Here is a 24,274-nt window from a genome sequence, read left to right on the forward strand (position 1 = left end):
TGTAAAACACATTCCAGACCCCGTTCATACGGGGTTTTTTATTGCCTTAATTCCGGAGGCCATATGTTTAATCCTGATAAATACCTTTCGGTGAAATGGCTGAAAGGTGGGCGCGTTTACCCGGAACTTGACTGCTTTGGGGTGCTGAATGAAGTACGCCGTGATATCGGCCTTCCTGAATGGCCAGATTTTGCCGGGGTAACCAAGGATAACGGCGGACTTGACCGGGAAGCACGAAAGCTTATGCGTTCTCTTCGTCGATGTGAACCGTGCGAGGGAGCAGGTGTTGCATGCTATTCCGGTTCAACAGTGGCACACGTCGCCGTGGTAGTGGATATCAATGGCCAGCTTTACGTTGCAGAGTGTAACCATAAAACGAACGTTACATTTCTGCCATTGGCGCGTTTCATGCGTCGCTTCGTCAAAGTGGAGTTCTGGGTGTGACAATAAGACTTTACCCCTCCAGATTGCCAGGGGAACCGCTGGAAACACATCAACATGGTGCGATGACGATTCATCAATGGATGAAGCGAAACGTTGAAAATTATCGTGCTGATATGAAGCATCCGGTTGCTATTGAAGTTGATGGAGAGAATATCCCGCCGTCAGCATGGTTTGATTTTGCAATTAAACCAGACAGTGATGTGAAAATTTTCCCGATCCCTTATACGGCTGTTGCGCTAGCATGGGTTGCTGTTGCTGTTTCGGTCGCATCTGTTGCTTATGCGTTGTTCTTTGCGCCAGGTGCAGCTGACCCGGGAGGTTTTTCGTCCTCGACAGGCGATTCACTGGACGTTAACCCCGCGAAAGCGAACAGGGCAAAACTAGGCGATCCGATTCGTGAGTTGTTCGGACGTCGTCGAATTTACCCCGATTACGTGGTGCAGCCGGTAACCCGGTTCAGCCCGGACGACCCGACAGTGATGACCGTTGAAATGTTTGTCGCTTTAGGGTTTGGGTTGTTCTCATTCGGTAATGGAGATATACGCGTCGGCGCCACACCAGTTTCATCGTTAGGGGATGGATTCGCTCATACTTTGTATCTACCCGGTCAGAATGTCGCGGGTGATCGCCGTAGTGAGAACTGGTTCAACTCTACAGAAGTGGGAGGAACATCTTCAGGTGCCGGTCTGGATATGGCTCAGACCGCGCCTGATACGGAAGACGTTGTTGCGCAGTCTTTGACAGTATCAGGGAGTACGATCACATTTAACGGGTTAAGTACTGATGATGACGATCCGGTGACCAATGAATTACCGGAATCGTGGGTTGCAGGTGCAGTGGTTGAACTTATCGTTCCTGATTCATTTGTTGTCACCAATGATGGCGCATACAGCAGAATCACCAGTGATAATCTGGCTGAAATAGCCCCATATGTCGGAATGCCAGTCACGATCTGGTACAACAGCGTCGACTATAACCTCTTCATTGCATCTTACACTCCACACTCAGCACCGCTTGGCGGTGACGTAGTGACCGCATCAGTAACTCTTGCCTATGAGAGTTCTGCTGGAGCGCCGTTTACTGGAATTCCAGAAGGTTATATCCGTTTATCACTGTCTCATGCCGGTAATCAATATAAAATTCTCGCTGTTGATGGTAGTAGCGTAACGATCAGGCGCCTGGTCAATGGTGTGGTTGATAACACCTGGCCGGGATTTGTTGCCAGAATAGTTCTTGATTTCGATGCTTCTGGAGTGAATCAGAATGATACATGGATGGGACCATTCATGGCATGCCCGGAAAATGAAACAATCGACATGTTTGAGGTTAATTTCTTTTTCCCGAATGGAATTTGCGGTTACAACAAAAAGGGTAAAAAACAGAATAGAGAGGTTCGATGGGAGATCCAGTTTCGGGTATATGGTTCCGGATCAGGATGGAGCAGTAAGACTGGTTCGTACAACACGCAGAATATCAATGGGCTCGGATACACTGAGCGCATCACGTTAAGTTCTCCTGGTCTCGTTGAAGTTCGTTGCCGGCGAACTAACGAGCAGGGGCAGGATAACAGTCGCGACAATATGTACTGGCAATCATTGCGTGGACGCCTTCTGACCAGACCATCCTCGTACGCTGGCGTAACGACGATGAGTGTCACGGTGGAAACTGGCGGCAAGCTGGCCGCTCAATCCGATCGCCGGGTGAACGTGGTAGCCACCAGAATTTACGATACAGGAACACCACGCAGCATTTCCGGAGCGTTGTTCAACGTTGGTAATTCTCTGGGGCTGGAGATGGACACTGATGCCATTAATGCTCTGGAAAGTACCTACTGGACGCCTGACAATGAGTTCTTTGACTTCGAGACCACAGACAGCACATCGGCACTGGAAGTTTTGCAGAAGATAGCTAACGCAGGGAAAAGTTATTTTCTGCTGACTGACGGACTGGCATCAGTAGCGCGTGAAGGTATCAAACCCTGGTCTGGTGTTATCAGTCCACATGAGATGACGGAAGACCTTCAAACCGCGTTTGTGGCTCCCTCTGACGACGACTATGACGGCGTGGATGTTACGTATATCAACGGGACGACATGGGCGGAAGAGACGGTACAGTGCCGGACACCGGGTAATCTAACCCCCGTTAAAATAGAAGACTACATGCTTGATGGTGTACTCGACCGCGACCATGCATATCAGATTGGCATGCGTCGCCTGATGAAGTATCTCAGGCAGCGTTTGACATTCTCGACCACAACGGAACTGGATGCGCTCTGCTATAACGTTGGTGATCGGGTTGTGCTGACTGATGATATCCCCGGTAGTAAAACAGTCAGCGCCCTGATTGAAAGTATGTCCACGGTTGACGGTCTGACGACATTTACTGTTACGGAGCCGCCAGACTGGAGCTTTGATAATCCGCGTGCCCTCATCCGTTATCAGGATGGGACAACCTCCGGATTACTGGTGGCTACCAGGGCAGGAGATTATCAGATCTCTGTGCCTGAACAGCCGGAGTTCGGAAATATCATCCTGAACGATCCTGCCATCGAGCCACCGCGCCTTATTTTCTGCGATTCTTCGCGTGCTGGTTATAACGCTATTATCTCTGAAATAGCACCACAAGCTGACGGCACATGCCAGGTTACTGCGAAAGAGTACAGGGACGACTTCTACCAGTACGACAGCGATCTATACCCCGGAAACGTCTCCTGATTTAAACAACCACATCATTACAACCCGCTCCGGCGGGTTTTTTCGTTTATGAGGTCCATATGACGACTTATAACACCGGCAATCCGCTGGGGTCTGCTGCTGCAAAGGATTTGTACGATAATGCGCAGAATTTTGATTTTGCGCTAAATGACATAACTCAGGCAATCTGGAATGATCGTTTTGGGCGGGCACGTAATACGTGGTTTGGCCTTGAGACGATGGTAATTAATGCCGCAGCAGCATACGGTTATATCATTCTTAATGATATGTCTTTTCAGGATGGCGGTACCGTTAATCTGAATGAATTACTCCTGGATGAAAGTACTGGCGAGTATTTCAAGTGGACAGGTACTTTTCCTGTTGGGGGGAAAGTTGTTCCACCTGTTTCAACACCGGCTTCTACAGGCGGAGAAGGACCTGGTGCCTGGCTCTCAGTTGGTGATTCGACATTGCGTACCATGCTCGCATCTTCTCTTGGAGCTGGAATTGTTTGTTACGACAGCGCAGAAACTTATGCGCCTGGAACCGTTGGTGATGAGATCGGGCCATACGAAGCAACTGGTGCAAATAATAAGTATGGACGCAAGGATAGGGCGCGTCGCCATCTATCAGCTGTTGATTTTGGTGATCCTGACACCGATATTGGAGTAGCAGTTAATTTAGCATCCGCATCGCTTGCAACGGAATACAATCCTAGCGCCACAGAAAACATTCGTGGCGGGGAAGTTGAATTACCAAGAGGTACTCATACTCTTTTAACTCCTATTAGTCTTGAAAAACACGCTTCTGGAATAACAGGACTTAGAATTATCGGCCAAGGTCAGTCAACCAGCGAACTCGATATGACAGGAGCTGCCGCTTTATCTGACGGAGTGGCGGCGAATACAAATGGTGCATCGTTTTTCAGACTTCAAGACTTCAACGTCAAAAGTGCGCCGCGTAGATCTGTCAGTTTGAATAAGTATTCCCGTGGTTTTATTAGCGGAGTTCAGTCAGAGTCAGCTGGTGCTGATGGATTCTATTTCGGTAATGGAATTGTGATGTGTATCGATAACATAATGTCCCATGCCAGTGTTTCTAACGGGGTAAGATTCAACCCTGGAACCGTGTCTGATCCATCACCTGGCTTCCAGCACACATCGCATTCAGTAAGAGCGGGTTACGTTTCTAATAGTCAGGGTGATGGGTGGTTATGGGGATACATGAACTACAGTAACGGTGTCGCCTGCGCAGCTGACAACTGTGCAAGATATGGACACCTTATTGAGAGATGTAACGGTTTTTCTCTTGATGCGCCAGGCGCTGAAACAAATGGCAGATCAGGTATGGGGGCTATTTCATCCGCCACATTAGGCCCAAATAAAGCCACTATTCGTGATGCTTTTATGTATGCAAATAATACATCTATTGGAGGTTTCCCTAACTGTTTACATGTTATAGCTCAAGACGGTGTAAAAAATGAAATCACACTACTTGATTCAGTTTCTATTCCAGCTGTTGGCGACATAACTCCATGCGTTATAGTTGATGGAATTGGCGCAGAAGTAACAATGAATAGACAAAAACTACTGAATGGATGGAAAACCCAGAACGGTGGTTATATAAAATGGGTACATGATACCCTACCGATAAGAAGCATCACCATACCGGTTGGGGCTGCAACACCAATATGTAACATGCTAAGTACGCAAGGACATAAGGTCAGATACGGCGGTGAAGTGACGATCATGGCTTCGAATCAGCCACCTTCGACACCAGAAAGGAATACCACTCTTTACAAATTACTAGTCAATAAATCAATAGGTGGGGGGAGCCAGGTTTTGGAGATAGGGAAGCTTGGGCATGTTTCTGGAGGCGGTGCCTCACTCCCTTCTTTTACATGGACCTTGATTAACGATCAACTTGTTGCAACTCCCATGATTGGCGTCGGAGGCGTTTCATTTTGGTTTGAGGTCACAACAGAAAGCCAAATAGTAGCTATTCCACTGTAGTTGCTGGCTTTAATTTATGTTGCATGCTATAACACCGCCATGATTTTTAGTGAGATTATGGCGGGGAAGTGAACTTCAGAACTGATATTAATGGGCTGAGAGCGATAGCAGTTATTGCTGTCGTTCTTTATCACTTTGGGATACCAGGCTTTGATGGCGGATTCTCTGGAGTTGATGTGTTTTTTGTCATCTCTGGTTATCTTATGACCGGAATAATCTTTTCAAGATTGGATGATTCTAAATTTTCGGTCATCGGTTTTTACATGGATAGAGCCAGAAGGATAATCCCAGCACTATATTTTACCTGTTTTTGTTTGTTAGTTATTGGGTACTTTCTTTTACTTCCATCTGACTATCAGTTACTTTCTGAGCATGTTAAGAGTAGCTCTCTTTTTTATTCAAATATTCAATACTTCTATGATGTGAATTATTTTGATACGTCATCAAAAGAAAAATGGTTGTTGCATACATGGTCATTGTCAGTGGAGTGGCAATTTTATCTGATATATCCTGTTTTTGCTTTTGTGTTATATAAGTCAGTAGGTCGTAGTTTAGCAAGTTACTCTGTGCTAATTGTTGCATTGTTATCATTTGCTGTATCAATATATTACGCTAATACAAATAGCTCCGCAGGTTTTTATCTTTTAACTTCTCGCGCATGGGAAATGTCTGTTGGTGGACTTGTATACCTATTTCCAGCTAGTCTATTAACTGGGAAGTATGCAAAGATGGCAGGTGTTACAATAATCATTGCTGCTACTTTTTTACTCAATTCTGATATGGCATGGCCGTCATATTGGGCACTTGTCCCTGTTCTTGGTTGTGCAATTGTAATTTCAGCAGGTGATATTAAAAACATCTTGCTGGATAATAAAGTAATGCAATGGTTGGGTAAGGTATCGTACTCTTTATACCTCACGCATTGGCCTGTGTTTGTTTTATTTAATTATCTCGGATTTTCTGGTTGGTTAGCATCATTTTTCGGTGTGGCGTTATCAATTGCATTGTCTTGCATATCTTTCTATTTAGTAGAAAACCCATCAAGAAAGATTCTTAATAAGTACAGAGGTAAACTTGCAAGAGAACTTACAATTGTATTAGCTGCATTTCTTTCGGTGTACTTGGCTGCATTCTCTGTGACCGCCTCTGCTGGATATCCTGGAAGATACCCATTTGCTCTAATCAGTGCTGAAGAACTAGCTAAGGAAAGAGCAAGATACTGGACGGATGGGGATCAAATTAACCCTGTGCCAAAGACTGGCGATAAGAAGATTGTAATTATTGGAAATTCACACGGAATAGATTTAACATATGCATTAACTGAAAATGGGTTTAAAGGTGATATCTCATATCTGAGAACTACAAACCATTGCAGTAACTTCGGGTACACTCCAAATGAACAAAAATACCAAAAATTCTGTAGTGATGTTTTAATTTCAACTTTAAAATTCGATGGGCTTAAAGATGCTGATGTTGTCATGCTACATGATGACTGGCAGGTTAATGATATGGGTGGACTAAGGTCTGTTATTAACGAAATCAAAACGCGTACAAATGCAAGGGTTATAGTTTTTGGGCCGAAAATGATGTTTAATAATGCGCCAATGTTTATTGCAAAAAAAGCAATGGAAAATAAAAAAACAACATTTGAAATGGTTAACGGTTATGCCTCAACGTTTTACATCAATTCAAGATGGGCAACAAATACGGATGCAAAAGCTACGGTTTCAAAAATACCTAATGCTGAATACGTTGATATGTTAAGTGTCCAGTGTGGCAAAAGTAAAATCTGCAATATTGTCTCTCCTGCAACAGGTAAGTACCTTTACTTCGATAGTGGGCATTTAACAAAGGTTGGTGCAACGGAGTTAGGTATCGAGTTGAAGAAATACTATCCAGAAATATTCAACTAAATATAAAAACAAATACATAGCCCACTCAGGTGGGCTTTTCTGTTTCTGATGCTTGCACGCTTCCATCGAATTGTGATCTCCTCAGTGAAAACAGTATTGTCCTGGTGATACCATGGGACTCCAGAAACTACAAAAGACTTTATAGAGAGCATTGTCACTCTTTAAATCCTATGTGGCATGACCACGAATAGTTCTATGATAGAAACATCAGAAGGCTATCCTGACATAGTCAGGAACTAAAACGGATCCATGTAGAACCTTTGTTCTATTTAAATGGATTATCATATTTTTTTAAATATGCATCACCCATTTTTTTTGCTGCTGTGTAGTTAAGGTGGATTCCATCAACTCTAAAGATAATGTCACCATCAATAGTGGCTACACAATTTTCATTTTTGCAGAGAAGAACATTAGGGTCGATTAGTGTAATTTCTGGAATGTCATGCTTAAGTCTGTACTCTTCTCTTGTTTCTTTTTTCATTCCATAGGGGAACATTTCAACATTGTCTATAACATGTTTCATTTTTGCTGAACGTAGCTTAGAAATTCCAGTTGAACCGATTGTATTAAAAGGTCTGGCAATGATGTATACTTTTACACCTTTCTTGATGAGTTTTTTAATATAGTTTACACGTAGTTTATACACAGATGCGCTATAGTCGATTTCATTATCACCAAATAACCGTAATGATTCGTTATTGCCGTCATATATATCAAAATGGTCTGATATTATAACAGCTCCAATACTATAGGCATAATTTGTGCGCGTATTATTATAAATCATAATGGTATCGGCATTATATTTTGATAATGGCTTGCTTATATTATTGACATATACCCCAGGAATGGAGGGGGTAGAACTTCTCATTGTGTCATGGACCATAATTCCCGCATCTTTCGCAAGTGCATCAATAAAAGGAGTATAAGCATTGCCGAATGAATCACCAATCATTAAAATATCTGGCTTATCTTTTTTTACACCTAGCCAGCACTCGTTAAAATTTCCAATTTTCATTTTTTCCATGCATTCACTGCGCTTGATATGGGCAGAGTTATCAGAATTAAGTTCATCAAACATACCCTGCATCCTCCATTTCATACCTGATGTGGCATCCACATAACTCATGAAGAAGTAACAAGCAGCTAATGGAATTGCATAAAACACAGGAAAAACAACCATCGGCGATTTTAGTTTTCTGAATGGGCTTTCAACAAAGTGATAACTGATACAGGCCATAACAAATGATAACGTAATAAGTGCAATGGCGTTGATTACGGTTAGTTCCACACTTCTGTAGAGAGCCAGAGTTATTACTGGCCAATGCCAAAGATAAAACGAGTATGATACTTTGCCAATATATCCTACTGGTTTTAAAGATAAAAATTTGTTTGCAATACCTTCACGTGAAGCAATTAGCATTGCGCTACCTATAATAACAGGAAGCGCTAAAAGGCCGGGGAAAGAACTATTATCGTCAAGTAAAAATGCACTTGCAAGTATCAAGAGTAATCCAGTAATACTCAATGTATTACTATGCTTTAATATTAATTCAGTTCTGCGGTAATTAATTGCAAGCAATGCCCCAGCCATTAACTCAAAAAATCTAAATGGCAACATCATGTATGCCAGATTCTTGTCTTGATGTACGTAATACCATGAAAGACATATTGACGTGATAAATAGCGCTGAGAACAAAGCAAACTTGATGCTGGTTCTTTTTATCTTATATATCATCATCAATATCAAAGGCCAGAAGATATAATATTGTTCTTCTACCGCAAGAGACCAGGTGTGCAGTAGCGGTTCTGATGATGATGATTCAAAATAGTTAGTGTGAATATAAAAATAAAAGTTACTAACACCCAGCATAGTTAAGATGGATGTCTTACCAAAAGAAATTAAATCTTCTGGCATCAAATAAAAACTACAGTATGCCGCGACAATTATGAGCATAAAAAATAGCGCCGGAATTAACCGTTTAATCCTGCGCACGTAAAAACTTACATAACTAAAACGGGATTCCCTGATCTCTTTATCAAGTATACAGGTTATTAAAAACCCTGATATTACAAAAAAAACATCTACGCCAACAAAACCACCCGGTATAGGAAGTTTTGCATGGAAAAGAACAACCAAGAGCACTGCTATAGCCCTGAGACCATCAATATCCGCTCTGTATTTAAGTGACATATCCATAATCTTATATGTTTTAGATAGTTGGGAGTTTAACACTTAAGAGAATTCCGTTCAGCACTTGAACACGCTAAAATTCAGGTCATACTGTATGTATGAACAGTGCCTATTGGAGGTCATTATGGGGTTCCCGAGTCCAGCTAAAGACTACATTGAACACACGCTAACCATAGAGACAATTTGCGGCGTCACGGTTAACAGCCTTGTGATTGAGACATCGCAAGGGTTTGCTGTGATAGAAAGGGGGTTGAAGCCGACTCCAGATAGCACCTACCTGATTTCGTATTCAGGCGGTTGTCACTTTGCCAAACGTAGAGGTGGTGCGCTGATAACGGTAGATGGTGAAGTTTTGGAAGGTGAGGTTCTGGATGAGGTGGATGTGAAGGGTATTCTGACGCATCTTATTAACTGGGCGGCGGATGATGATAGCCCGGTAATTTAATCAGACAGGCTCGATTAACTCCTGGCCCTGATTCTTCACATTGCCGACGGCGCGCGACACTGCGTGCCAGATAAATGCATCTGCTGGCACAGAGCCGTCAGCAACAATCTCCTCTGCTTCTTTCCCGCCCACATCCAGCCTCATTCATTCGCGCGCTGCCTCTGGTGACAGAACCAGTGGCCTGCGGTCGTGAATATCGACCAGGGCTTTGTCGGCTGCCGCCGTGACTATCAGAAAGCCTTCCGCTTCATCGCCACGTTCAAACGGCGTACTGCCTATCGCCGCCATGAATATTGGCTTACCGTCCGAGCGATGAATGAAGTACGGCTGCTTCTTGTCGCCTTGCTTCTTCCATTCGAACCAGCCATCAGCGAAGACTATCGCCTGGCCATGTTGCCAGAGCGGTTTGAACATCCGGCTGGTTGCCGCGGTTTCTACGCGTGCGTTTATCAGAGGCGGCTTATCCCACCACCCGGGTGCGTAACCCCAAACAACCGGATCGAGGTGCAACTGCTCGTCGCGTTCGCTCAGCAGCAGGACTTTTGTGCCAGACGCGACGTTATAGCGCCCAATTGGCTCAGGGTCATACGCGATATCGCGATCGCCTTCGTCGGCGAGGTGTGCCAAGTATTCTTCACGGGTTTGGGCTTGTGCAAAACGTCCACACATAGAAACCTCCAGCCAGATGTCAGACTGAAAGTATAGGGCAGGGAGAAAAAGAGGTGCGCACCGAAACTTTATGATTTAGAAACGTGGCCATAATGTCTGATGTTATGGACATGGTAAAAAAGGCCGCAGCGAAACTGGAAGGAGCTACGCAAAAGAGCGAATTTTGGGGGCAAAATTGGGGGTAAAACAAGAGCCAGGGGCGCGTTTGGGGGCAATGAAATCAACGATATTGACTGTTATTATCCGATGGCTGCTGTGTTTAACTTTTTGAAATCAAAACAAATGTATGTTTTTCATGTATTTTAAGTTAAAGCTGCATAATTTTTAAGGTTTTTAGATTCAATCTGCAAAGTGTATCGCACTTCGGCCCGCCAGGTAAAAATGACTGCGGGCAACTGGCGTAAATGTGCGCAATCGTGTGGAAAGAATCGCTAAATCTGATGCTTTTTGAGCAGCGCACGCAGCTGATGGTAGGTCAGCCCAAGTAATTCTGCCGCGCGTTTCTGGTTAAATTTCGCCTGTTGCAGACTGGTTTGCAGAAACTCTTTCTCCTGCTGTTGCTGAAATTGACGTAAATCGAGCGGAAGGGCAGGAAGTGCGGAAGGAGTTTCCGGCACCGGTGCTTCAGTATTCTGACGTTGAAAAGGATCAATGATTATCTCATCAAGCGGATAATCGCTGGTGCCGTGGCGGTAAACCGAACGTTCAACCACGTTTTTCAACTCACGAATATTTCCCGGCCAGCGATAGCGCAGTAATGTCTCTTTTGCATGTTCAGTGAATCCTGGGAACAGGGGTAGCTGGATCTCCCGACACATCTGAATCGCGAAATGTTCTGCCATCAACATGATATCCGTCTGACGCTCGCGCAGAGGGGGGAGTTGGACCACATCGAAAGCCAGCCTGTCGAGCAAATCTGCGCGGAACGCGCCTTCCTCCACCATTGCCGGCAGATTGGCGTTGGTGGCACAAATCAGGCGCACGTTAACCTGCAACGACTGGCTGCCGCCGACGCGCTCCAGTTCGCCATATTCAATGACGCGGAGTAACTTCTCCTGCACCATCATTGGCGCTGTTGCCAGCTCATCAAGAAACAACGTACCGCCATCGGCACGTTCAAAACGCCCGGGATGACGTTTTTGCGCGCCGGTGAATGCCCCGGCCTCATGGCCAAACAGTTCGCTATCCAGTAAATTTTCGTTCAGCGCCGCGCAGTTCAGCGAAATAAACGGTCCTTGCCAGCGTGAGGAGAGGTAGTGCAGGCGGCTGGCGATCAGCTCTTTCCCGGTTCCGCGTTCCCCAATAATGAGCACCGGCTTATCCAGAGGGGCGAGATGCGAAACCTGCTCCAGCACTTCAAGAAAGCTGTTGGCCTCACCCAGAAGGTTATCTTTGTATTCTGCCATGATGAAATTCACCAAATGTTCGCGATATTCACCACTTTAACCTGGATGACATTAAAGGTAAAACAGTCTAATCTTTTATAAATCAATGAAATAAAAAGTTGGCACGCAGATTGTATTAGAACAGCAGCAGGGCATCGCCCGACATCAAAATATTGTGAGGAGTAAATTATGGGTATTTTTTCTCGTTTTGCCGACATCGTGAACGCCAACATCAACTCGTTACTGGAAAAGGCGGAAGATCCGCAAAAACTGGTGCGACTGATGATTCAGGAAATGGAAGACACGCTGGTCGAGGTCCGTTCCAATTCAGCGCGGGCGCTGGCAGAAAAGAAACAGTTATCCCGCCGTATTGAGCAGGCTACCGCACAACAGGCTGAATGGCAGGAGAAAGCCGAGCTGGCCCTGCGCAAAGATAAAGAAGATCTGGCCCGTGCTGCATTAATCGAAAAACAGAAGCTGACCGATCTGAACGGTACGCTGGAACATGAAATGACGCTGGTGGAAGACACTCTGACGCGCATGAAGAAAGAGATTGGCGAACTGGAGAACAAGCTCAGTGAAACCCGTGCCCGTCAGCAGGCGTTGATGTTACGCCATCAGGCGGCGAGCTCTTCCCGCGATGTGCGCCGTCAGCTGGATAGCGGCAAGCTGGATGAGGCGATGGCGCGTTTTGAATCTTTTGAGCGTCGTATCGATCAGATGGAAGCCGAGGCGGAAAGCCACAACTTTGGTAAACAGCGAAATCTGGATCAGCAGTTTGCCGATCTGAAAGCAGATGATGAAATCGGCGAGCAGTTAGCGCAGTTGAAAGCCAAAATGAAGCAAGACAATCAATAATAATACCAGGCGGTGCCCGCGCCGCCGCTCATCACCTGTAAGGAGTACTCATGAGCGCGTTATTTCTGGCCATTCCGTTAACTATTTTCGTGCTGTTTGTGTTGCCAATCTGGTTATGGCTGCATTACAACAACCGTTCTGGTCGCGACGAGCTCTCGCAGAGCGAACAGCAACGTTTAGTCCAGTTGACGGGTGACGCAAAACGGATGCGGGAGCGCATTCAGGCGCTGGAAGATATCCTGGACGCTGAGCATCCGAACTGGAGGGATCGCTAATGGGCGGTATTAATCTGAACAAAAAGTTATGGCGCATTCCGCAGCAGGGCATGGTGCGGGGGGTATGCGCGGGGTTCGCGCAGTATTTTGATGTCCCTGTAAAGCTGGTTCGCATTTTAGTGGTGCTGTCGATTTTCTTCGGACTGGCGTTCTTTACGCTGGTGGCTTACATCATTTTGTCATTCGCCCTCGATCCGATGCCGGACCGTCTGGCCTTCGGTGAACAGCAACCTTCCAGTAGTGAATTACTGGATGTGGTGGATCGTGAACTGGCTGACAGTGAAAATCGCCTGCGTGAAATGGAGCGTTATGTGACGTCTGATACCTTCACATTACGCAGTCGTTTCCGTCAATTGTAAGAGGGTTGAGATGAATACTCGCTGGCAACGTGCCGGGCAGAAGATGACGCCTGGTGTTAAAATAGCAGGCAAGCTGGTTCTTCTGGCTGCGCTGCGTTATGGGCCCGCAGGCGTCGCCGGGTGGGCAGTGAAATCTGTCGCCAGGCGTCCCCTGAAAATGCTGCTGGCGCTGGCGCTTGAACCGTTTCTGAGTCGCGCAGCGGCCAAAATAGCTAAACGTTATTCCGGTAATCACACCTGATCTCCGGGCAGTAACAACTAACTAACATTCCCTCTGTTAATTTGCGGCAGCTCACAAATACGATTTTTGGGCTGCTAAAATCCTTTTTATCTCCCCTCTGAAAGTCGCCTTCCTGATTGACAGCCTATTTTCTGCAGAGTAGTCTCTTGATTCATGGGACCGCTACCACGGAAAAGTAAAGTGAACCAGAAAATAGAGAATTACCTGAGTGATGTTTATGGGGAATCATTTACAGCGCTTCACTATGAAGTGCTGTTCTCGCGTATGGAAAAGTCGCGACATTTAATTAATAAGAGTCGTAAATCCCATTGGGATGAGGGGGATGTTGTACTCATTACCTATGCGGATCAATTTCATGGCCGCGAACAAAAACCACTCCCGACATTTAATCAATTTTATCGGCAGTGGCTGAAAACCACTTTTTCTCATGTTCACCTGTTACCTTTTTATCCGTGGTCATCGGACGATGGATTTTCGGTGATGGATTACCACCAGGTAGCGGAAGACACAGGAGAGTGGAAAGATATTGATAAACTGAGCCAATCCAGTCGGCTTATGTTTGATTTCGTCTGCAACCATATGTCCGCGAAAAGTGAATGGTTTAAACACTATTTAAATCAGGTTCCGGAGTTTGATAATTTCTTTATTGCTATGGACCCTGAGGTGGATCTCAGCGCCGTAACGCGCCCGCGTGCCTTACCTCTGCTTACACCGTTTACGCTGAAAGATAATACCGTTCGTCATTTATGGACCACGTTCAGCGACGATCAAATCGACCTCAATTATGCCAATCCTGCCGTCCTGCTGGCGATGGTGGATGTGCTGTTGACCTATCTGGAAAAAGGGGCCGATTATGTGCGCCTGGATGCCGTGGGTTTCATGTGGAAAGAGCCTGGCACGTCGTCCATTCACCTGAATAAAACCCATCAGCTTATCAAGCTTTTCCGCGCCATTGCTGATGCGGTCGCGCCGGGCACGGTTATCATTACGGAAACCAACGTTCCTCATAAAGACAACATTTCATACTTCGGTAATGGGCATGATGAGGCCCAGATGGTGTACCAGTTTTCACTGCCGCCGCTGGTGCTTCATGCCGTGCAGCGCCAGGACGTCACCGCGCTGTGTGCCTGGGCGCAATCGCTACAGCTGCCATCCGAAGAGACAACCTGGTTTAATTTCCTTGCCTCGCACGATGGCATTGGCCTCAATCCGTTACGCGGTCTGTTACCGGAAGAGGAAATTTTAAAACTGGTGGCCGATTTACAGCAGGAAGGGGCTTTAGTTAACTGGAAAAATAACCCGGATGGCAGCCGTAGTCCTTACGAAATCAATGTGACGTATATGGATGCGCTGAGCCCTCAGAATGCCAGCGACCCGGAGCGGCTCGCCCGCTTTATTCTTGCTCACGCGATATTATTGTCTTTCCCGGGGGTTCCTGCGATTTATATCCAGAGCGTGCTGGGATCGCGTAATGACTATGCGGGTGTAGAAAAACTGGGATATAACAGAGCAATAAATCGACAGAAATATCAACTAAATAATATTGAAGCCGACTTAAAGGATGTAAACACGTTACGTCACCACGTATATCATAAATTATCCAGGCTGATTGCCATTCGTCGCAAAAATAAAGCCTTTCACCCGGATAGTCATTTTGATATATGCAGCGTTACGCCAGCGGTTATGCAAATTAACCGTGAGACAGAAACGGGCGAGAGTATTATTGCCCTGTTTAATATAAGTGATAAGAATCAAACTATTTCAATTGATATAAAAAATGGATTCGATCTGATTAGCGAAGTCAATGTTGCAGGCGAGGAATTAACGCTGTACCCCTGGCAGGTAATGTGGATTAAAAAATAACAAGGAACATCTCATGCTTAAATCAAAAATCGTGCTGATATCAGCACTGGTTTCCTGCGCCCTGATTTCAGGGTGTAAAGATGATAAACCGTCTCATGTCTCTATTGAGTTTATGCACTCCTCCGTAGAGCAGGAGCGTCAGGCGGTGATTGCAAAACTGATTGAACGCTTCGAAAAAGAGAACCCCGGCATTAGCGTTAAGCAGGTCCCTGTCGAAGAAGACGCTTATAACACTAAAGTGATCACACTCGCCCGCAGCGGATCGCTTCCTGAAGTGATTGAGACCAGCCATGACTACGCCAAAGTGATGGATAAAGAATCGCTGATCGACAGAAATGCCGTTGGTAATGTGATTAAGACCGTCGGTGAAAATGCTTTCTACGATGGCGTGCTGCGTATTGTCCGTACCGAAGATGGCACCGCGTGGACCGGTGTACCCGTCAGCGCATGGATTGGCGGTATCTGGTATCGCAAAGATGTGCTGGCGAAAGCGGGGCTGGAAGAACCGCAGAACTGGCAGCAGTTGCTGAGTGCTGCACAAAAACTGAACGACCCTGCCAATAAGAAATATGGTATTGCGCTACCCACTGCGGAAAGCGTGCTGACCGAGCAGTCCTTCTCGCAGTTTGCGCTCTCCAATCAGGCTAACGTTTTTAACGCCGAAGGCAAGATCACGCTGGATACGCCAGAGATGGCCCAGGCGCTGAGCTACTACCGCGATCTGGCCACGAACACCATGCCTGGCTCTAACGACATCATGGAAGTGAAAGACGCCTTCATGAACGGCACGGCGCCAATGGCGATTTACTCGACCTATATCCTTCCCGCCGTGATCAAAGAGGGCGATCCGCAAAATGTCGGCTTTGTGGTTCCGACAGAAAAAAATTCTGCCGTCTACGGCATGTTGACCTCACTGACGATTACCGCGGGGCAGAAAGCCGAAGAGACGAATGCCGCGGAGAAATTTATCACCTTTATGGAGCAGGCCGACAACATTGCTGATTGGGTCATGATGTCGCCCGGCGCGGCGCTGCCGGTCAATAAAGCGGTGGTGAATACGGCGACCTGGAAAAATAACGACGTGATTAAAGCGCTTGGCGAGTTGCCAAATCAGCTGATTGCGGAACTGCCGAATATTCAGGTATTTGGCGCGGTCGGCGATAAAAATTTCACCCGCATGGGGGACGTAACCGGTTCAGGCGTCGTGAGCACGATGGTGCATAACGTCACGGTCGGGAAAGCCGACCTGTCAACGACCATCAAGGTAAGCCAGAAAAAGCTGGATGACCTTGTTGAGCAGCGCTAATGGGGAAGTAAAGCCGTGATGAACAGGTTCTTTTCAGGTCGTTCTGATATGCCATTTGCCATGCTGCTGCTGGCGCCGAGCTTACTTTTGCTGGGCGGACTGGTGGTCTGGCCGATGATATCGAATATCGAAATCAGCTTTATGCGTTTGCCGCTTAATCCGCGAATTGAGTCCACGTTTGTCGGTCTGAGCAACTACATCCGTATTTTATCCGATCCCGGATTCTGGCATTCGCTGTGGATGACGGTCTGGTATACCGCGCTGGTGGTGGCGGGTAGCACCGTTCTGGGGCTGGGCGTGGCGATGTTTTTTAACCGCGAGTTTCGGCTGCGTAAAACGGCGCGTTCGCTGGTGATCCTCTCCTACGTGACGCCGTCTATTTCGCTGGTGTTTGCATGGAAGTACATGTTCAACAATGGCTACGGCATTGTGAATTATCTCGGCGTGGATCTGCTGCATCTCTACGATCAGGCGCCGCTGTGGTTTGACAATCCCGGAAGCAGCTTTGTGCTGGTGGTGATATTCGCTATCTGGCGGTACTTCCCGTATGCCTTTATCTCGTTTCTGGCCATTTTGCAGACGATCGACAAATCGCTGTATGAAGCCGCTGAGATGGATGGCGCCAACGCCTGGCAGCGGTTTCGCATTGTCACGCTGCCCGCCATTATGCCGGTGCTGGCGACCGTCGTGACGCTGCGTACCATCTGGATGTTCTACATGTTCGCCGACGTTTATCTGCTCACCACTAAAGTCGATATTCTCGGGGTGTATCTCTATAAAACGGCGTTTGCATTTAATGACTTAGGTAAAGCGGCAGCGATTTCTGTGGTGCTGTTCGTGATTATTTTCGCTGTTATCCTGCTGACCAGAAAACGGGTGAACCTCAATGGCAACAAATAAGCGCAAGTCCGGACGCATCGGTTTTTATTGCGGACTGGCTGTTTTTCTCATCATCACGCTGTTTCCATTTTTTGTGATGCTGATGACCTCGTTCAAGAGCGCGAAAGAGGCGATATCGCTGCATCCAACGCTGTTACCGCAGCAGTGGACGCTGGAACACTATATCGACATTTTTAATCCGCTGATTTTCCCGTTTGTCGATTACTTCCGCACCAGCCTGGTGGTATCGGTCGCGTCATCTGCCGTGGCGCTGTTTCTTGGCATTCTTGGGGCGTATGCGCTGTCCCGCCTGCGCTTTAAGGGACGGATGACCATCAACGCCAGCTTTTACACGGTGTACATGTTCTCCGGCATTCTGCTGGTGGTGCCGCTGTTCAAAATCATCACCGCGCTCGGCATTTACGACACCGAAATGGCGCTGATTATTACGATGGTCACCCAGACGCTGCCGACCGCAGTTTTCATGCTGAAAAGCTACTTCGACACCATCCCGGATGAGATCGAAGAGGCGGCAATGATGGACGGCTTAAATCGGCTACAGATTATCTTCCGCATCACCGTTCCGCTGGCAATGTCCGGGCTGGTATCGGTCTTTGTTTACTGCTTTATGGTGGCCTGGAACGACTATTTGTTTGCCTCGATTTTCCTCTCCAGCGCCAGCAATTTCACCTTACCGGTCGGTCTGAACGCGCTGTTCAGCACGCCTGACTATATCTGGGGACGGATGATGGCCGCGTCGCTGGTGACGGCACTGCCTGTCGTCATTATGTACGCGCTCTCCGAACGTTTTATTAAGAGTGGTTTGACCGCGGGTGGCGTTAAGGGCTAAAGCGGCCAGTTCAATCAAGGAGTTATCAATGAAAAAGTTAGTTGCCACCGCACCGCGCGTCGCGGCACTGGTGGCGTATGAAGATCGTGCGGTACTGGCGAATGAAGTGAAAATCCGCGTCCGCTTTGGCGCGCCAAAACACGGCACTGAAGTGGTCGATTTCCGCGCCGCAAGCCCGTTTATTGATGAAGACTTCAACGCGGAATGGCAGATGTTTATGCCGCGCGCAGAGGGCACGCCGCGAGGTATTGAATTCGGTAAGTTCCAGTTGGGTAATATGGTGGTGGGCGAGATTATCGAGTGTGGCTCTGACGTGACGGATTATGCCGTGGGTGACACCGTTTGTGGCTACGGCCCGCTTTCTGAAACGGTCATTATCAATGCGGTAAACAACTATAAGTTGCGCAAAATGCCGGAAGGCAGTTCCTGGAAAAACGCCGTCTGCTATGACCCGGCCCAGTTTGCCATGAGCGGCGTGCGGGATGCCAATGTGCGCGTCGGTGACTATGTGGTTATCGTCGGCCTGGGGGCCATTGGTCAGATTGCGGTACAGCTGGCGAAAAAAGCGGGGGCATCCGTGGTGATTGGCGTTGATCCGATTGCCCATCGTTGTGATATCGCCCGTCGCCACGGCGCCGATATCTGCCTTAACCCCATTGGCTCCGATGTCGGTAAAGAGATCAAAACGCTCACCGGCAGGCAGGGCGCTGACGTCATCATTGAAACCAGCGGCTATGCCGATGCGTTGCAGTCGGCGCTTCGCGGGCTGGCCTATGGCGGCACCATCTCCTATGTCGCTTTTGCCAAGCCGTTTGCCGAAGGTTTCAACCTCGGGCGTGAAGCTCACTTTAATAATGCCCGAATCGTCTTCTCCCGCGCCTGTAGTGAACCCAATCCTGACTATCCGCGCTGGAGCCGCAAGCGTATTGAAGAGACCTGTTGGGAACTGCTGATGAACGGTTATCTGAACTGCGAGGAGCTTATCGACCCGGTAGTGACCTTTACCAGCAGCCCGGAGAGCTACATGCAGTATGTCGACCGCCATCCGGAGCAGAGCATCAAAATGGGCGTGACGTTTTAACCAAAGGAATGCAGAAGATGAAAATTGGCACACAGAATCAGGCTTTTTTCCCGGAAAATATTCTGGAGAAATTCCGTTATATCAAAGAGATGGGTTTTGACGGTTTTGAAATTGACGGCAGGCTGCTGGTTAACAACCTGGCAGAAGTGAAAGCGGCGATCGAAGAAACCGGTCTGCCGGTAACCACTGCCTGCGGCGGCTATGACGGCTGGATTGGCGACTTTATCGAAGAGCGTCGTCTGAACGGTTTGCAGCAGATAACGCAGATCCTCGAAGCGCTGGCGGAAGTGGGCGGCAAAGGGATTATCGTCCCGGCGGCATGGGGGATGTTTACCTTCCGTCTGCCGCCGATGACCTCGCCGCGTAGCCTGGCGGGCGATCGTAAAGCTGTGAGTGACTCATTGATTTATCTCGATAAAGTGGCAGAACGGACCGGAACGGTGGTTTACCTGGAGCCGCTCAACCGCTATCAGGATCATATGATCAACACCCTGGCTGATGCTCGTCGCTATATCGTGGAAAACGACCTGAAGCATGTGCAGATCATCGGCGATTTTTATCACATGAATATTGAAGAAGACGATATGGCGCAGGCGCTGCACGACAACCGCGATCTGCTGGGGCATGTCCATATTGCCGATAATCATCGCTATCAGCCGGGAACCGGCACGCTGAATTTCGCCGCGCTGTTTGACCAGTTGCGCGAGGATAATTATCAGGGCTACGTGGTGTATGAAGGCCGTGTAAGGGCAGACAATCCAGCACAAGCGTATCGTCAGTCGCTCGCCTGGTTGCGTACCTGTTAAGAGGGTTTCCGTGAAAAGTGCAATGACAGGCTCTCCGCTTCGCGTCGCTATTATTGGCGCCGGACAGGTGGCGGATAAGGTTCATGCTTCGTACTACTGCACCCGCGAGGATCTGGAACTGGTGGCTGTCTGCGACAGCCGCCTGTCTCAGGCCGGGACGCTGGCAGAGAAATACGGCAATCCGCAGGTTTGGGATGACGTTCAGGCGATGCTACAGGCGGTGAAACCCGACATCGTCAGCGTCTGTTCACCTAATCGTTTCCACTACGAGCACACCATGCAGGCGCTGAACGCGGGCTGTCATGTGATGTGTGAAAAGCCGCCAGCGATGACCCCGGAAGAGGCGCTGGAGATGCGTAACACCGCGCGCCGTATGGGGAAAGTGCTGGCCTACGATTTTCATCATCGCTTTGCGCTGGACACTCAACTGCTGCGCGATCGGGTCATGGCCGGGGCATTAGGGGAAATTTATGTCACCAACGCCCGCGCGCTGCGTCGCTGCGGCGTGCCGGGCTGGGGCGTTTTCACTAATAAACAATTACAGGGCGGCGGGCCGCTGATTGATATCGGCATTCATATGCTGGATGCCGCGATGTACGTGCTGGGTTTCCCGGCGGTAAAAGGCGTCACTGCGCACAGCTTTCAGAAAATCGGTACGCGCAAGCATAGCGGCCAGTTTGGGGAATGGGATCCGACAACCTACACCGTGGAAGATGCACTGTTTGGCACGATTGAGTTTCATAACGGCGGGATCCTGCGTCTGGAAACCTCTTTTGCGCTGAATATTCCTGAGCAATCCATCATGAACGTGAACTTTTGTGGCGACCGGGCTGGGGCGACGCTGTTTCCGGCACAGATTTATACCGATCGCGACGGGGAACTTGAGGTTCTGATGCAGCGCGAAAAGGCCGATGACAACCGTCATTTTCGTAGCATGGAAGCGTTTGTTAATCACGTGAAAGGTGACGCTGTCACTATTGCCGACGCTGAACAGGGCGTCGTTCTTCAACAACTGGTGGCTGCACTTTATCAGTCAGCTGAAACAGGGATGTACGTGGAACTATGACTAAGCCAGTAACGCTAACCGATCCAATATTTAGTCTGCAAAGTCTGGATAAATACGCATCACTCATGACCACCGGCAACGGTTATATGGGGATCCGTGGCAGTCATGAAGAAGCCTACACGCGGCAGACGCGGGGGATGTATCTTGCCGGGCTTTATCACCAGGCGGGGAAAGGCGAGATTAACGAGCTGGTTAATCTGCCCGACGTGGTGGGGATGGAAATTACGCTTAACGGAGAACTGTTCTCCCTGCAAAGCGGCGTGATTGAGAGCTGGCATCGTGAACTGGATTTTGCCAGCGGAGAATTGCGCCGCACGGTGGTGTGGCGGGCGCCGCACGGAGGCCGTTTTGCCATTGAGAGCCGCCGGTTTGCTTCTGTCGAGAAATTACCGCTGTTTGCGATGGAGATGGCGATCACCCCGCTGGATGCCGATGCCACTCTTTCCATATCGACCGGGATAGATGCCACCCTCACCAATCATGGTCGCCAGCATCTGGACGAAACGCAGGTTCGGGTCTTTGGCCAACAGTATCTGCAGGGGATTTACACGACGCAGAATGGCCGCAGTGACATTGCTATTTCCTCTTACTGTCAGGTTGACGGTGATGTGCAGCGCTGCTTTACCGCGAAAGAACGTCGTCTTCTGCAACATAACAGCCTGGCGGTGACGGCCGGACAGCGCGTCACGCTGCGCAAGATCTGCTGGATTGCATGGACGAGCGAGCGCAGCGTCTCGCTGGAAACCTGGGGACAGCAATCGCTTCAGGAACTCGAAGCGTGCGTGCAGCAAGGGTATGACGGGCTATTAGCAGGGTCCGCAGCAAACTGGCATGTCTGGTGGCAGAGTCGCCGTGTCCAGGTGACCAGTTCTGACAGCATGGATCAGCGGGCGCTGGATTTTGCACTTTATCATCTGCGCGCCATGACGCCGGTACACGATGAACGCAGCAGTATCGCGGCAAAGGGGCTGACGGGAGAAGGTTATAAAGGACATGTGTTCTGGGATACGGAGGTCTTTCTGCTGCCGTTTCATATGTTCACCGAACCGAAGATAGCCAGAAGTCTGTTACGTTATCGCTGGCATAACTTACCCGGAGCGCAGGAGAAAGCCCGGCGTAACGGCTGGCAGGGGGCGCTATTCCCGTGGGAAAGCGCGCGTAGCGGTGAAGAAGAAACCCCGGAGTTCGCGGCCATTAATATTCGCACCGGGCTGCGTCAGAAAGTCGCCTCAGCGCAGGCGGAGCATCATCTGGTTGCCGATATCGCCTGGGCGGTTGTCAATTACTGGCACGCCACCGGGGATATGGCCTTCATGTCTCATGAAGGAATGGCGCTGCTGCTGGAAACAGCGAAGTTCTGGATAAGCCGCGCGGTTGAGGTGAATAACCGTCTGGAAATTCACGACGTTATCGGCCCGGATGAATATACAGAGCATGTTAACAACAACGCGTTTACCAGCTACATGGCGTACTACAACGTGGAACAAGCGCTCTGGTTCGCCCGTTTTCTTCAGTGTGGCGATGAGGCTTTTATTCACCGCGCCGAACACTTTTTACAGCACCTGTGGAGACCCGAAGCGCAGCAGGATGGCGTGCTGCCGCAGGATGATTCATTCCTGAGCAAGCCGGTTATCGACCTGTCGCAGTATAAAGCGAAGGCCGGTAAGCAGACCATTCTCCTGGATTATTCCAGGGCTGAAGTCAATGAGATGCAAATTCTCAAGCAGGCCGATGTGGTGATGCTGACCTACATGCTGCCCTGGGCGTTCAGTCCGCAGGCGTGCCTCGCAAATCTTTGTTTTTATGAGCCACGGACGATTCATGACTCCTCTCTGAGTAAATCTATCCACGGTATCGTGGCGGCGCGCTGCGGTGAGTCAGAGCAGGGATATCGCTTCTGGCGCGAAGGCGCGCAAATCGATCTCGGCGACGATCCGCACGGTTGTGATGACGGGATCCATGCCGCGGCAACCGGGGCTGTCTGGTTAGGGGCAATTCAGGGATTTGCTGGCGTCAGCGTGCGCGACGGGGAGCTGCATCTGGATCCCTCCTTGCCGGATCGCTGGCAAAATCTGACGTTCCCGCTGCGCTGGCAGGGCAGTGACATGCTGTTCACGATAACTGCCGCTGAAATTCAGATTACCAGCAGTGCGGCTGTAGGGATGTGGGTTAACGGTAAAAAGACGATCGTGCAGGGGGAATGTGTCCTCAAAAAGCCGGAATTCATTTTGTCCACAAATGGGACCGCTACCACGCAGGGGGATGCTGAATGAAACGCCAGCCGCAGGCCGTTATTTTTGATTTGGACGGGGTGATTACGGATACCGCGCATCTGCATTTTCTCGCCTGGCGACAGATTGCAGACGAAACCGGAATTGTCATTGATGAGGCGTTCAATGACACCCTGAAAGGTATCAGTCGTGGTGAATCCTTGCGCCGTATCCTGCAACACGGCGGGAAAGAGGGCGAATTCAGCGAAGAGGCGCGGGCGCAATTAGCAGCGCGTAAGAACCGGCTGTATGTCGAATCGCTGAAACAGCTGACGACAAATTCGGTGTTACCGGGGATCCGGGCGCTGCTGGTCACGCTGCGGGAATTGCAGATCCCGACAGGACTGGCCTCGGTGTCGCTCAATGCGCCCGCCATTTTGCAGGCGCTGGAACTTAGCCACTGGTTTAGTTTTTGCGCTGATGCTGAACAAATCAGCCGTTCGAAACCGGACCCGGAAATTTTTCTGGCGGCCTGTAAAGGGCTGGGGGTTAATCCACGCGAGTGCATCGGCATAGAGGATGCGCAGGCGGGAATTGAGGCAATCAATGCCAGCGGCATGCGCTCGGTGGGGATTGGCTCCGGGCTTATCAATGCGGATTTGCATCTCCCTTCGACGGAATTTCTGACGTGGCCGTGCTTATCGGCTTTCTGGCAAAACGACAAGTAA

At 48.8% G+C, this 24,274-nt stretch carries 20 protein-coding genes and 1 pseudogene; 18 read left to right on the forward strand and 3 right to left on the reverse strand.

Annotated elements, in window-relative coordinates:
• Window positions 1–63 precede the first annotated feature (63 nt).
• The 4 genes from C3432_RS22930 (at window position 64) to C3432_RS22945 (ending at window position 7,062) form a co-directional block, all read left to right on the forward strand.
• Window positions 64–444, forward strand: a complete 381-nt coding sequence (locus tag C3432_RS22930) for a nitrite transporter (RefSeq protein WP_103779231.1) — start codon at window positions 64–66, stop codon at window positions 442–444.
• Window positions 441–3,158 (forward strand): host specificity factor TipJ family phage tail protein, encoded by a 2,718-nt coding sequence (locus tag C3432_RS22935; protein WP_103779233.1) that lies wholly within the window; start codon window positions 441–443, stop codon window positions 3,156–3,158. The genes C3432_RS22930 and C3432_RS22935 overlap by 4 nt, the downstream gene beginning before the upstream one ends.
• A gap of 59 nt (window positions 3,159–3,217) precedes the next feature.
• Window positions 3,218–5,149 carry a tail fiber/spike domain-containing protein gene (locus tag C3432_RS22940; RefSeq protein WP_103779235.1) on the forward strand — a complete coding sequence of 644 codons (1,932 nt, stop codon included), beginning with the start codon at window positions 3,218–3,220 and terminating at the stop codon, window positions 5,147–5,149.
• 68 nt (window positions 5,150–5,217) lie between these two features.
• Window positions 5,218–7,062 (forward strand): acyltransferase family protein, encoded by a 1,845-nt coding sequence (locus C3432_RS22945; RefSeq protein ID WP_103779238.1) that lies wholly within the window; start codon window positions 5,218–5,220, stop codon window positions 7,060–7,062.
• A 265-nt stretch (window positions 7,063–7,327) separates the two neighbouring features.
• Here C3432_RS22945 and C3432_RS22950 read toward each other — a convergent pair whose 3' ends face one another.
• Entirely contained in the window at window positions 7,328–9,253 is a 1,926-nt protein-coding gene (locus C3432_RS22950) for an acyltransferase family protein (protein WP_103779571.1), read from the reverse strand.
• Window positions 9,254–9,347: 94 nt separating this feature from the next.
• Here C3432_RS22950 and C3432_RS22955 point away from each other — a divergent pair, with 94 nt between their 5' ends.
• Window positions 9,348–9,698 carry a hypothetical protein gene (locus tag C3432_RS22955; RefSeq protein ID WP_258041651.1) on the forward strand — a complete coding sequence of 117 codons (351 nt, stop codon included), beginning with the start codon at window positions 9,348–9,350 and terminating at the stop codon, window positions 9,696–9,698.
• Here C3432_RS22955 and C3432_RS22960 read toward each other — a convergent pair.
• Window positions 9,699–10,367, reverse strand: a pseudogene (locus C3432_RS22960) (SOS response-associated peptidase).
• 431 nt (window positions 10,368–10,798) lie between these two features.
• A complete protein-coding gene (pspF, locus tag C3432_RS22965; protein ID WP_103779240.1) occupies window positions 10,799–11,773 on the reverse strand; it encodes a phage shock protein operon transcriptional activator in 975 nt (324 codons plus the stop codon).
• A gap of 168 nt (window positions 11,774–11,941) precedes the next feature.
• Here pspF and pspA point away from each other — a divergent pair, with 168 nt between their 5' ends.
• The 13 genes from pspA to pgmB all read left to right on the forward strand — a co-directional run bounded on the left by pspA (window position 11,942) and on the right by pgmB (window position 24,274).
• Window positions 11,942–12,610, forward strand: coding sequence for a phage shock protein PspA (gene pspA / locus C3432_RS22970; protein WP_103779242.1), 669 nt, complete (start codon window positions 11,942–11,944; stop codon window positions 12,608–12,610).
• A gap of 50 nt (window positions 12,611–12,660) precedes the next feature.
• Window positions 12,661–12,885 carry an envelope stress response membrane protein PspB gene (gene pspB / locus C3432_RS22975; protein WP_103779244.1) on the forward strand — a complete coding sequence of 75 codons (225 nt, stop codon included), beginning with the start codon at window positions 12,661–12,663 and terminating at the stop codon, window positions 12,883–12,885.
• Window positions 12,885–13,244, forward strand: a complete 360-nt coding sequence (gene pspC / locus C3432_RS22980) for an envelope stress response membrane protein PspC (protein WP_103779246.1) — start codon at window positions 12,885–12,887, stop codon at window positions 13,242–13,244. The genes pspB and pspC overlap by 1 nt, the downstream gene beginning before the upstream one ends.
• 10 nt (window positions 13,245–13,254) lie before the next feature.
• A complete protein-coding gene (gene pspD, locus C3432_RS22985) occupies window positions 13,255–13,485 on the forward strand; it encodes a phage shock protein PspD (protein WP_103779248.1) in 231 nt (76 codons plus the stop codon).
• A gap of 153 nt (window positions 13,486–13,638) precedes the next feature.
• On the forward strand, window positions 13,639–15,348 hold the full coding sequence (locus tag C3432_RS22990) for a sugar phosphorylase (RefSeq protein ID WP_103779250.1): 1,710 nt from the start codon (window positions 13,639–13,641) through the stop codon (window positions 15,346–15,348).
• 13 nt (window positions 15,349–15,361) lie between these two features.
• Window positions 15,362–16,654 (forward strand): ABC transporter substrate-binding protein, encoded by a 1,293-nt coding sequence (locus C3432_RS22995; RefSeq protein ID WP_103779252.1) that lies wholly within the window; start codon window positions 15,362–15,364, stop codon window positions 16,652–16,654.
• A gap of 18 nt (window positions 16,655–16,672) precedes the next feature.
• Window positions 16,673–17,554 (forward strand): carbohydrate ABC transporter permease, encoded by an 882-nt coding sequence (locus C3432_RS23000; RefSeq protein ID WP_103779254.1) that lies wholly within the window; start codon window positions 16,673–16,675, stop codon window positions 17,552–17,554.
• On the forward strand, window positions 17,541–18,383 hold the full coding sequence (locus C3432_RS23005; RefSeq protein ID WP_103779256.1) for a carbohydrate ABC transporter permease: 843 nt from the start codon (window positions 17,541–17,543) through the stop codon (window positions 18,381–18,383). The genes C3432_RS23000 and C3432_RS23005 overlap by 14 nt, the downstream gene beginning before the upstream one ends.
• Window positions 18,384–18,411: 28 nt before the next feature.
• The gene (locus tag C3432_RS23010; RefSeq protein WP_103779258.1) at window positions 18,412–19,464 is read left to right on the forward strand and encodes a zinc-dependent alcohol dehydrogenase; all 1,053 of its coding nucleotides are present in this window, start codon (window positions 18,412–18,414) and stop codon (window positions 19,462–19,464) included.
• A gap of 17 nt (window positions 19,465–19,481) precedes the next feature.
• Window positions 19,482–20,270 carry a sugar phosphate isomerase/epimerase family protein gene (locus tag C3432_RS23015; protein WP_103779260.1) on the forward strand — a complete coding sequence of 263 codons (789 nt, stop codon included), beginning with the start codon at window positions 19,482–19,484 and terminating at the stop codon, window positions 20,268–20,270.
• A gap of 10 nt (window positions 20,271–20,280) precedes the next feature.
• Entirely contained in the window at window positions 20,281–21,336 is a 1,056-nt protein-coding gene (locus tag C3432_RS23020) for a Gfo/Idh/MocA family protein (RefSeq protein WP_103779262.1), read from the forward strand.
• Window positions 21,333–23,609: a glycoside hydrolase family 65 protein gene (locus C3432_RS23025; protein ID WP_103779264.1), complete on the forward strand. Its 2,277-nt coding sequence runs from the start codon at window positions 21,333–21,335 to the stop codon at window positions 23,607–23,609. The genes C3432_RS23020 and C3432_RS23025 overlap by 4 nt, the downstream gene beginning before the upstream one ends.
• Window positions 23,606–24,274, forward strand: a complete 669-nt coding sequence (gene pgmB, locus C3432_RS23030; RefSeq protein ID WP_103779266.1) for a beta-phosphoglucomutase — start codon at window positions 23,606–23,608, stop codon at window positions 24,272–24,274. Before C3432_RS23025 ends, pgmB begins: the two co-directional genes overlap by 4 nt.

Origin of the sequence: Citrobacter amalonaticus (assembly GCF_002918555.1) — a bacterium.
Taxonomy (GTDB): Bacteria; Pseudomonadota; Gammaproteobacteria; order Enterobacterales; family Enterobacteriaceae; genus Citrobacter_C; species Citrobacter_C amalonaticus_A.

Bases quoted from the DNA above. Each gene is read 5' to 3' on its own strand.
- C3432_RS22930 (WP_103779231.1), top strand. From the start codon at position 64: ATGTTTAATCCTGATAAATACCTTTCGGTGAAATGGCTGAAAGGTGGG.
- C3432_RS22940 (WP_103779235.1), top strand. From the start codon at position 3,218: ATGACGACTTATAACACCGGCAATCCGCTGGGGTCTGCTGCTGCAAAG.
- C3432_RS22950 (WP_103779571.1), bottom strand. From the start codon at position 9,253: ATGTCACTTAAATACAGAGCGGATATTGATGGTCTCAGGGCTATAGCA.
- C3432_RS22955 (WP_258041651.1), top strand. From the start codon at position 9,348: ATGTATGAACAGTGCCTATTGGAGGTCATTATGGGGTTCCCGAGTCCA.
- pspF (WP_103779240.1), bottom strand. From the start codon at position 11,773: ATGGCAGAATACAAAGATAACCTTCTGGGTGAGGCCAACAGCTTTCTT.
- pspA (WP_103779242.1), top strand. From the start codon at position 11,942: ATGGGTATTTTTTCTCGTTTTGCCGACATCGTGAACGCCAACATCAAC.
- pspB (WP_103779244.1), top strand. From the start codon at position 12,661: ATGAGCGCGTTATTTCTGGCCATTCCGTTAACTATTTTCGTGCTGTTT.
- pspC (WP_103779246.1), top strand. From the start codon at position 12,885: ATGGGCGGTATTAATCTGAACAAAAAGTTATGGCGCATTCCGCAGCAG.
- pspD (WP_103779248.1), top strand. From the start codon at position 13,255: ATGAATACTCGCTGGCAACGTGCCGGGCAGAAGATGACGCCTGGTGTT.
- C3432_RS22990 (WP_103779250.1), top strand. From the start codon at position 13,639: ATGGGACCGCTACCACGGAAAAGTAAAGTGAACCAGAAAATAGAGAAT.
- C3432_RS22995 (WP_103779252.1), top strand. From the start codon at position 15,362: ATGCTTAAATCAAAAATCGTGCTGATATCAGCACTGGTTTCCTGCGCC.
- C3432_RS23000 (WP_103779254.1), top strand. From the start codon at position 16,673: ATGAACAGGTTCTTTTCAGGTCGTTCTGATATGCCATTTGCCATGCTG.
- C3432_RS23005 (WP_103779256.1), top strand. From the start codon at position 17,541: ATGGCAACAAATAAGCGCAAGTCCGGACGCATCGGTTTTTATTGCGGA.
- C3432_RS23010 (WP_103779258.1), top strand. From the start codon at position 18,412: ATGAAAAAGTTAGTTGCCACCGCACCGCGCGTCGCGGCACTGGTGGCG.
- C3432_RS23015 (WP_103779260.1), top strand. From the start codon at position 19,482: ATGAAAATTGGCACACAGAATCAGGCTTTTTTCCCGGAAAATATTCTG.
- C3432_RS23025 (WP_103779264.1), top strand. From the start codon at position 21,333: ATGACTAAGCCAGTAACGCTAACCGATCCAATATTTAGTCTGCAAAGT.
- pgmB (WP_103779266.1), top strand. From the start codon at position 23,606: ATGAAACGCCAGCCGCAGGCCGTTATTTTTGATTTGGACGGGGTGATT.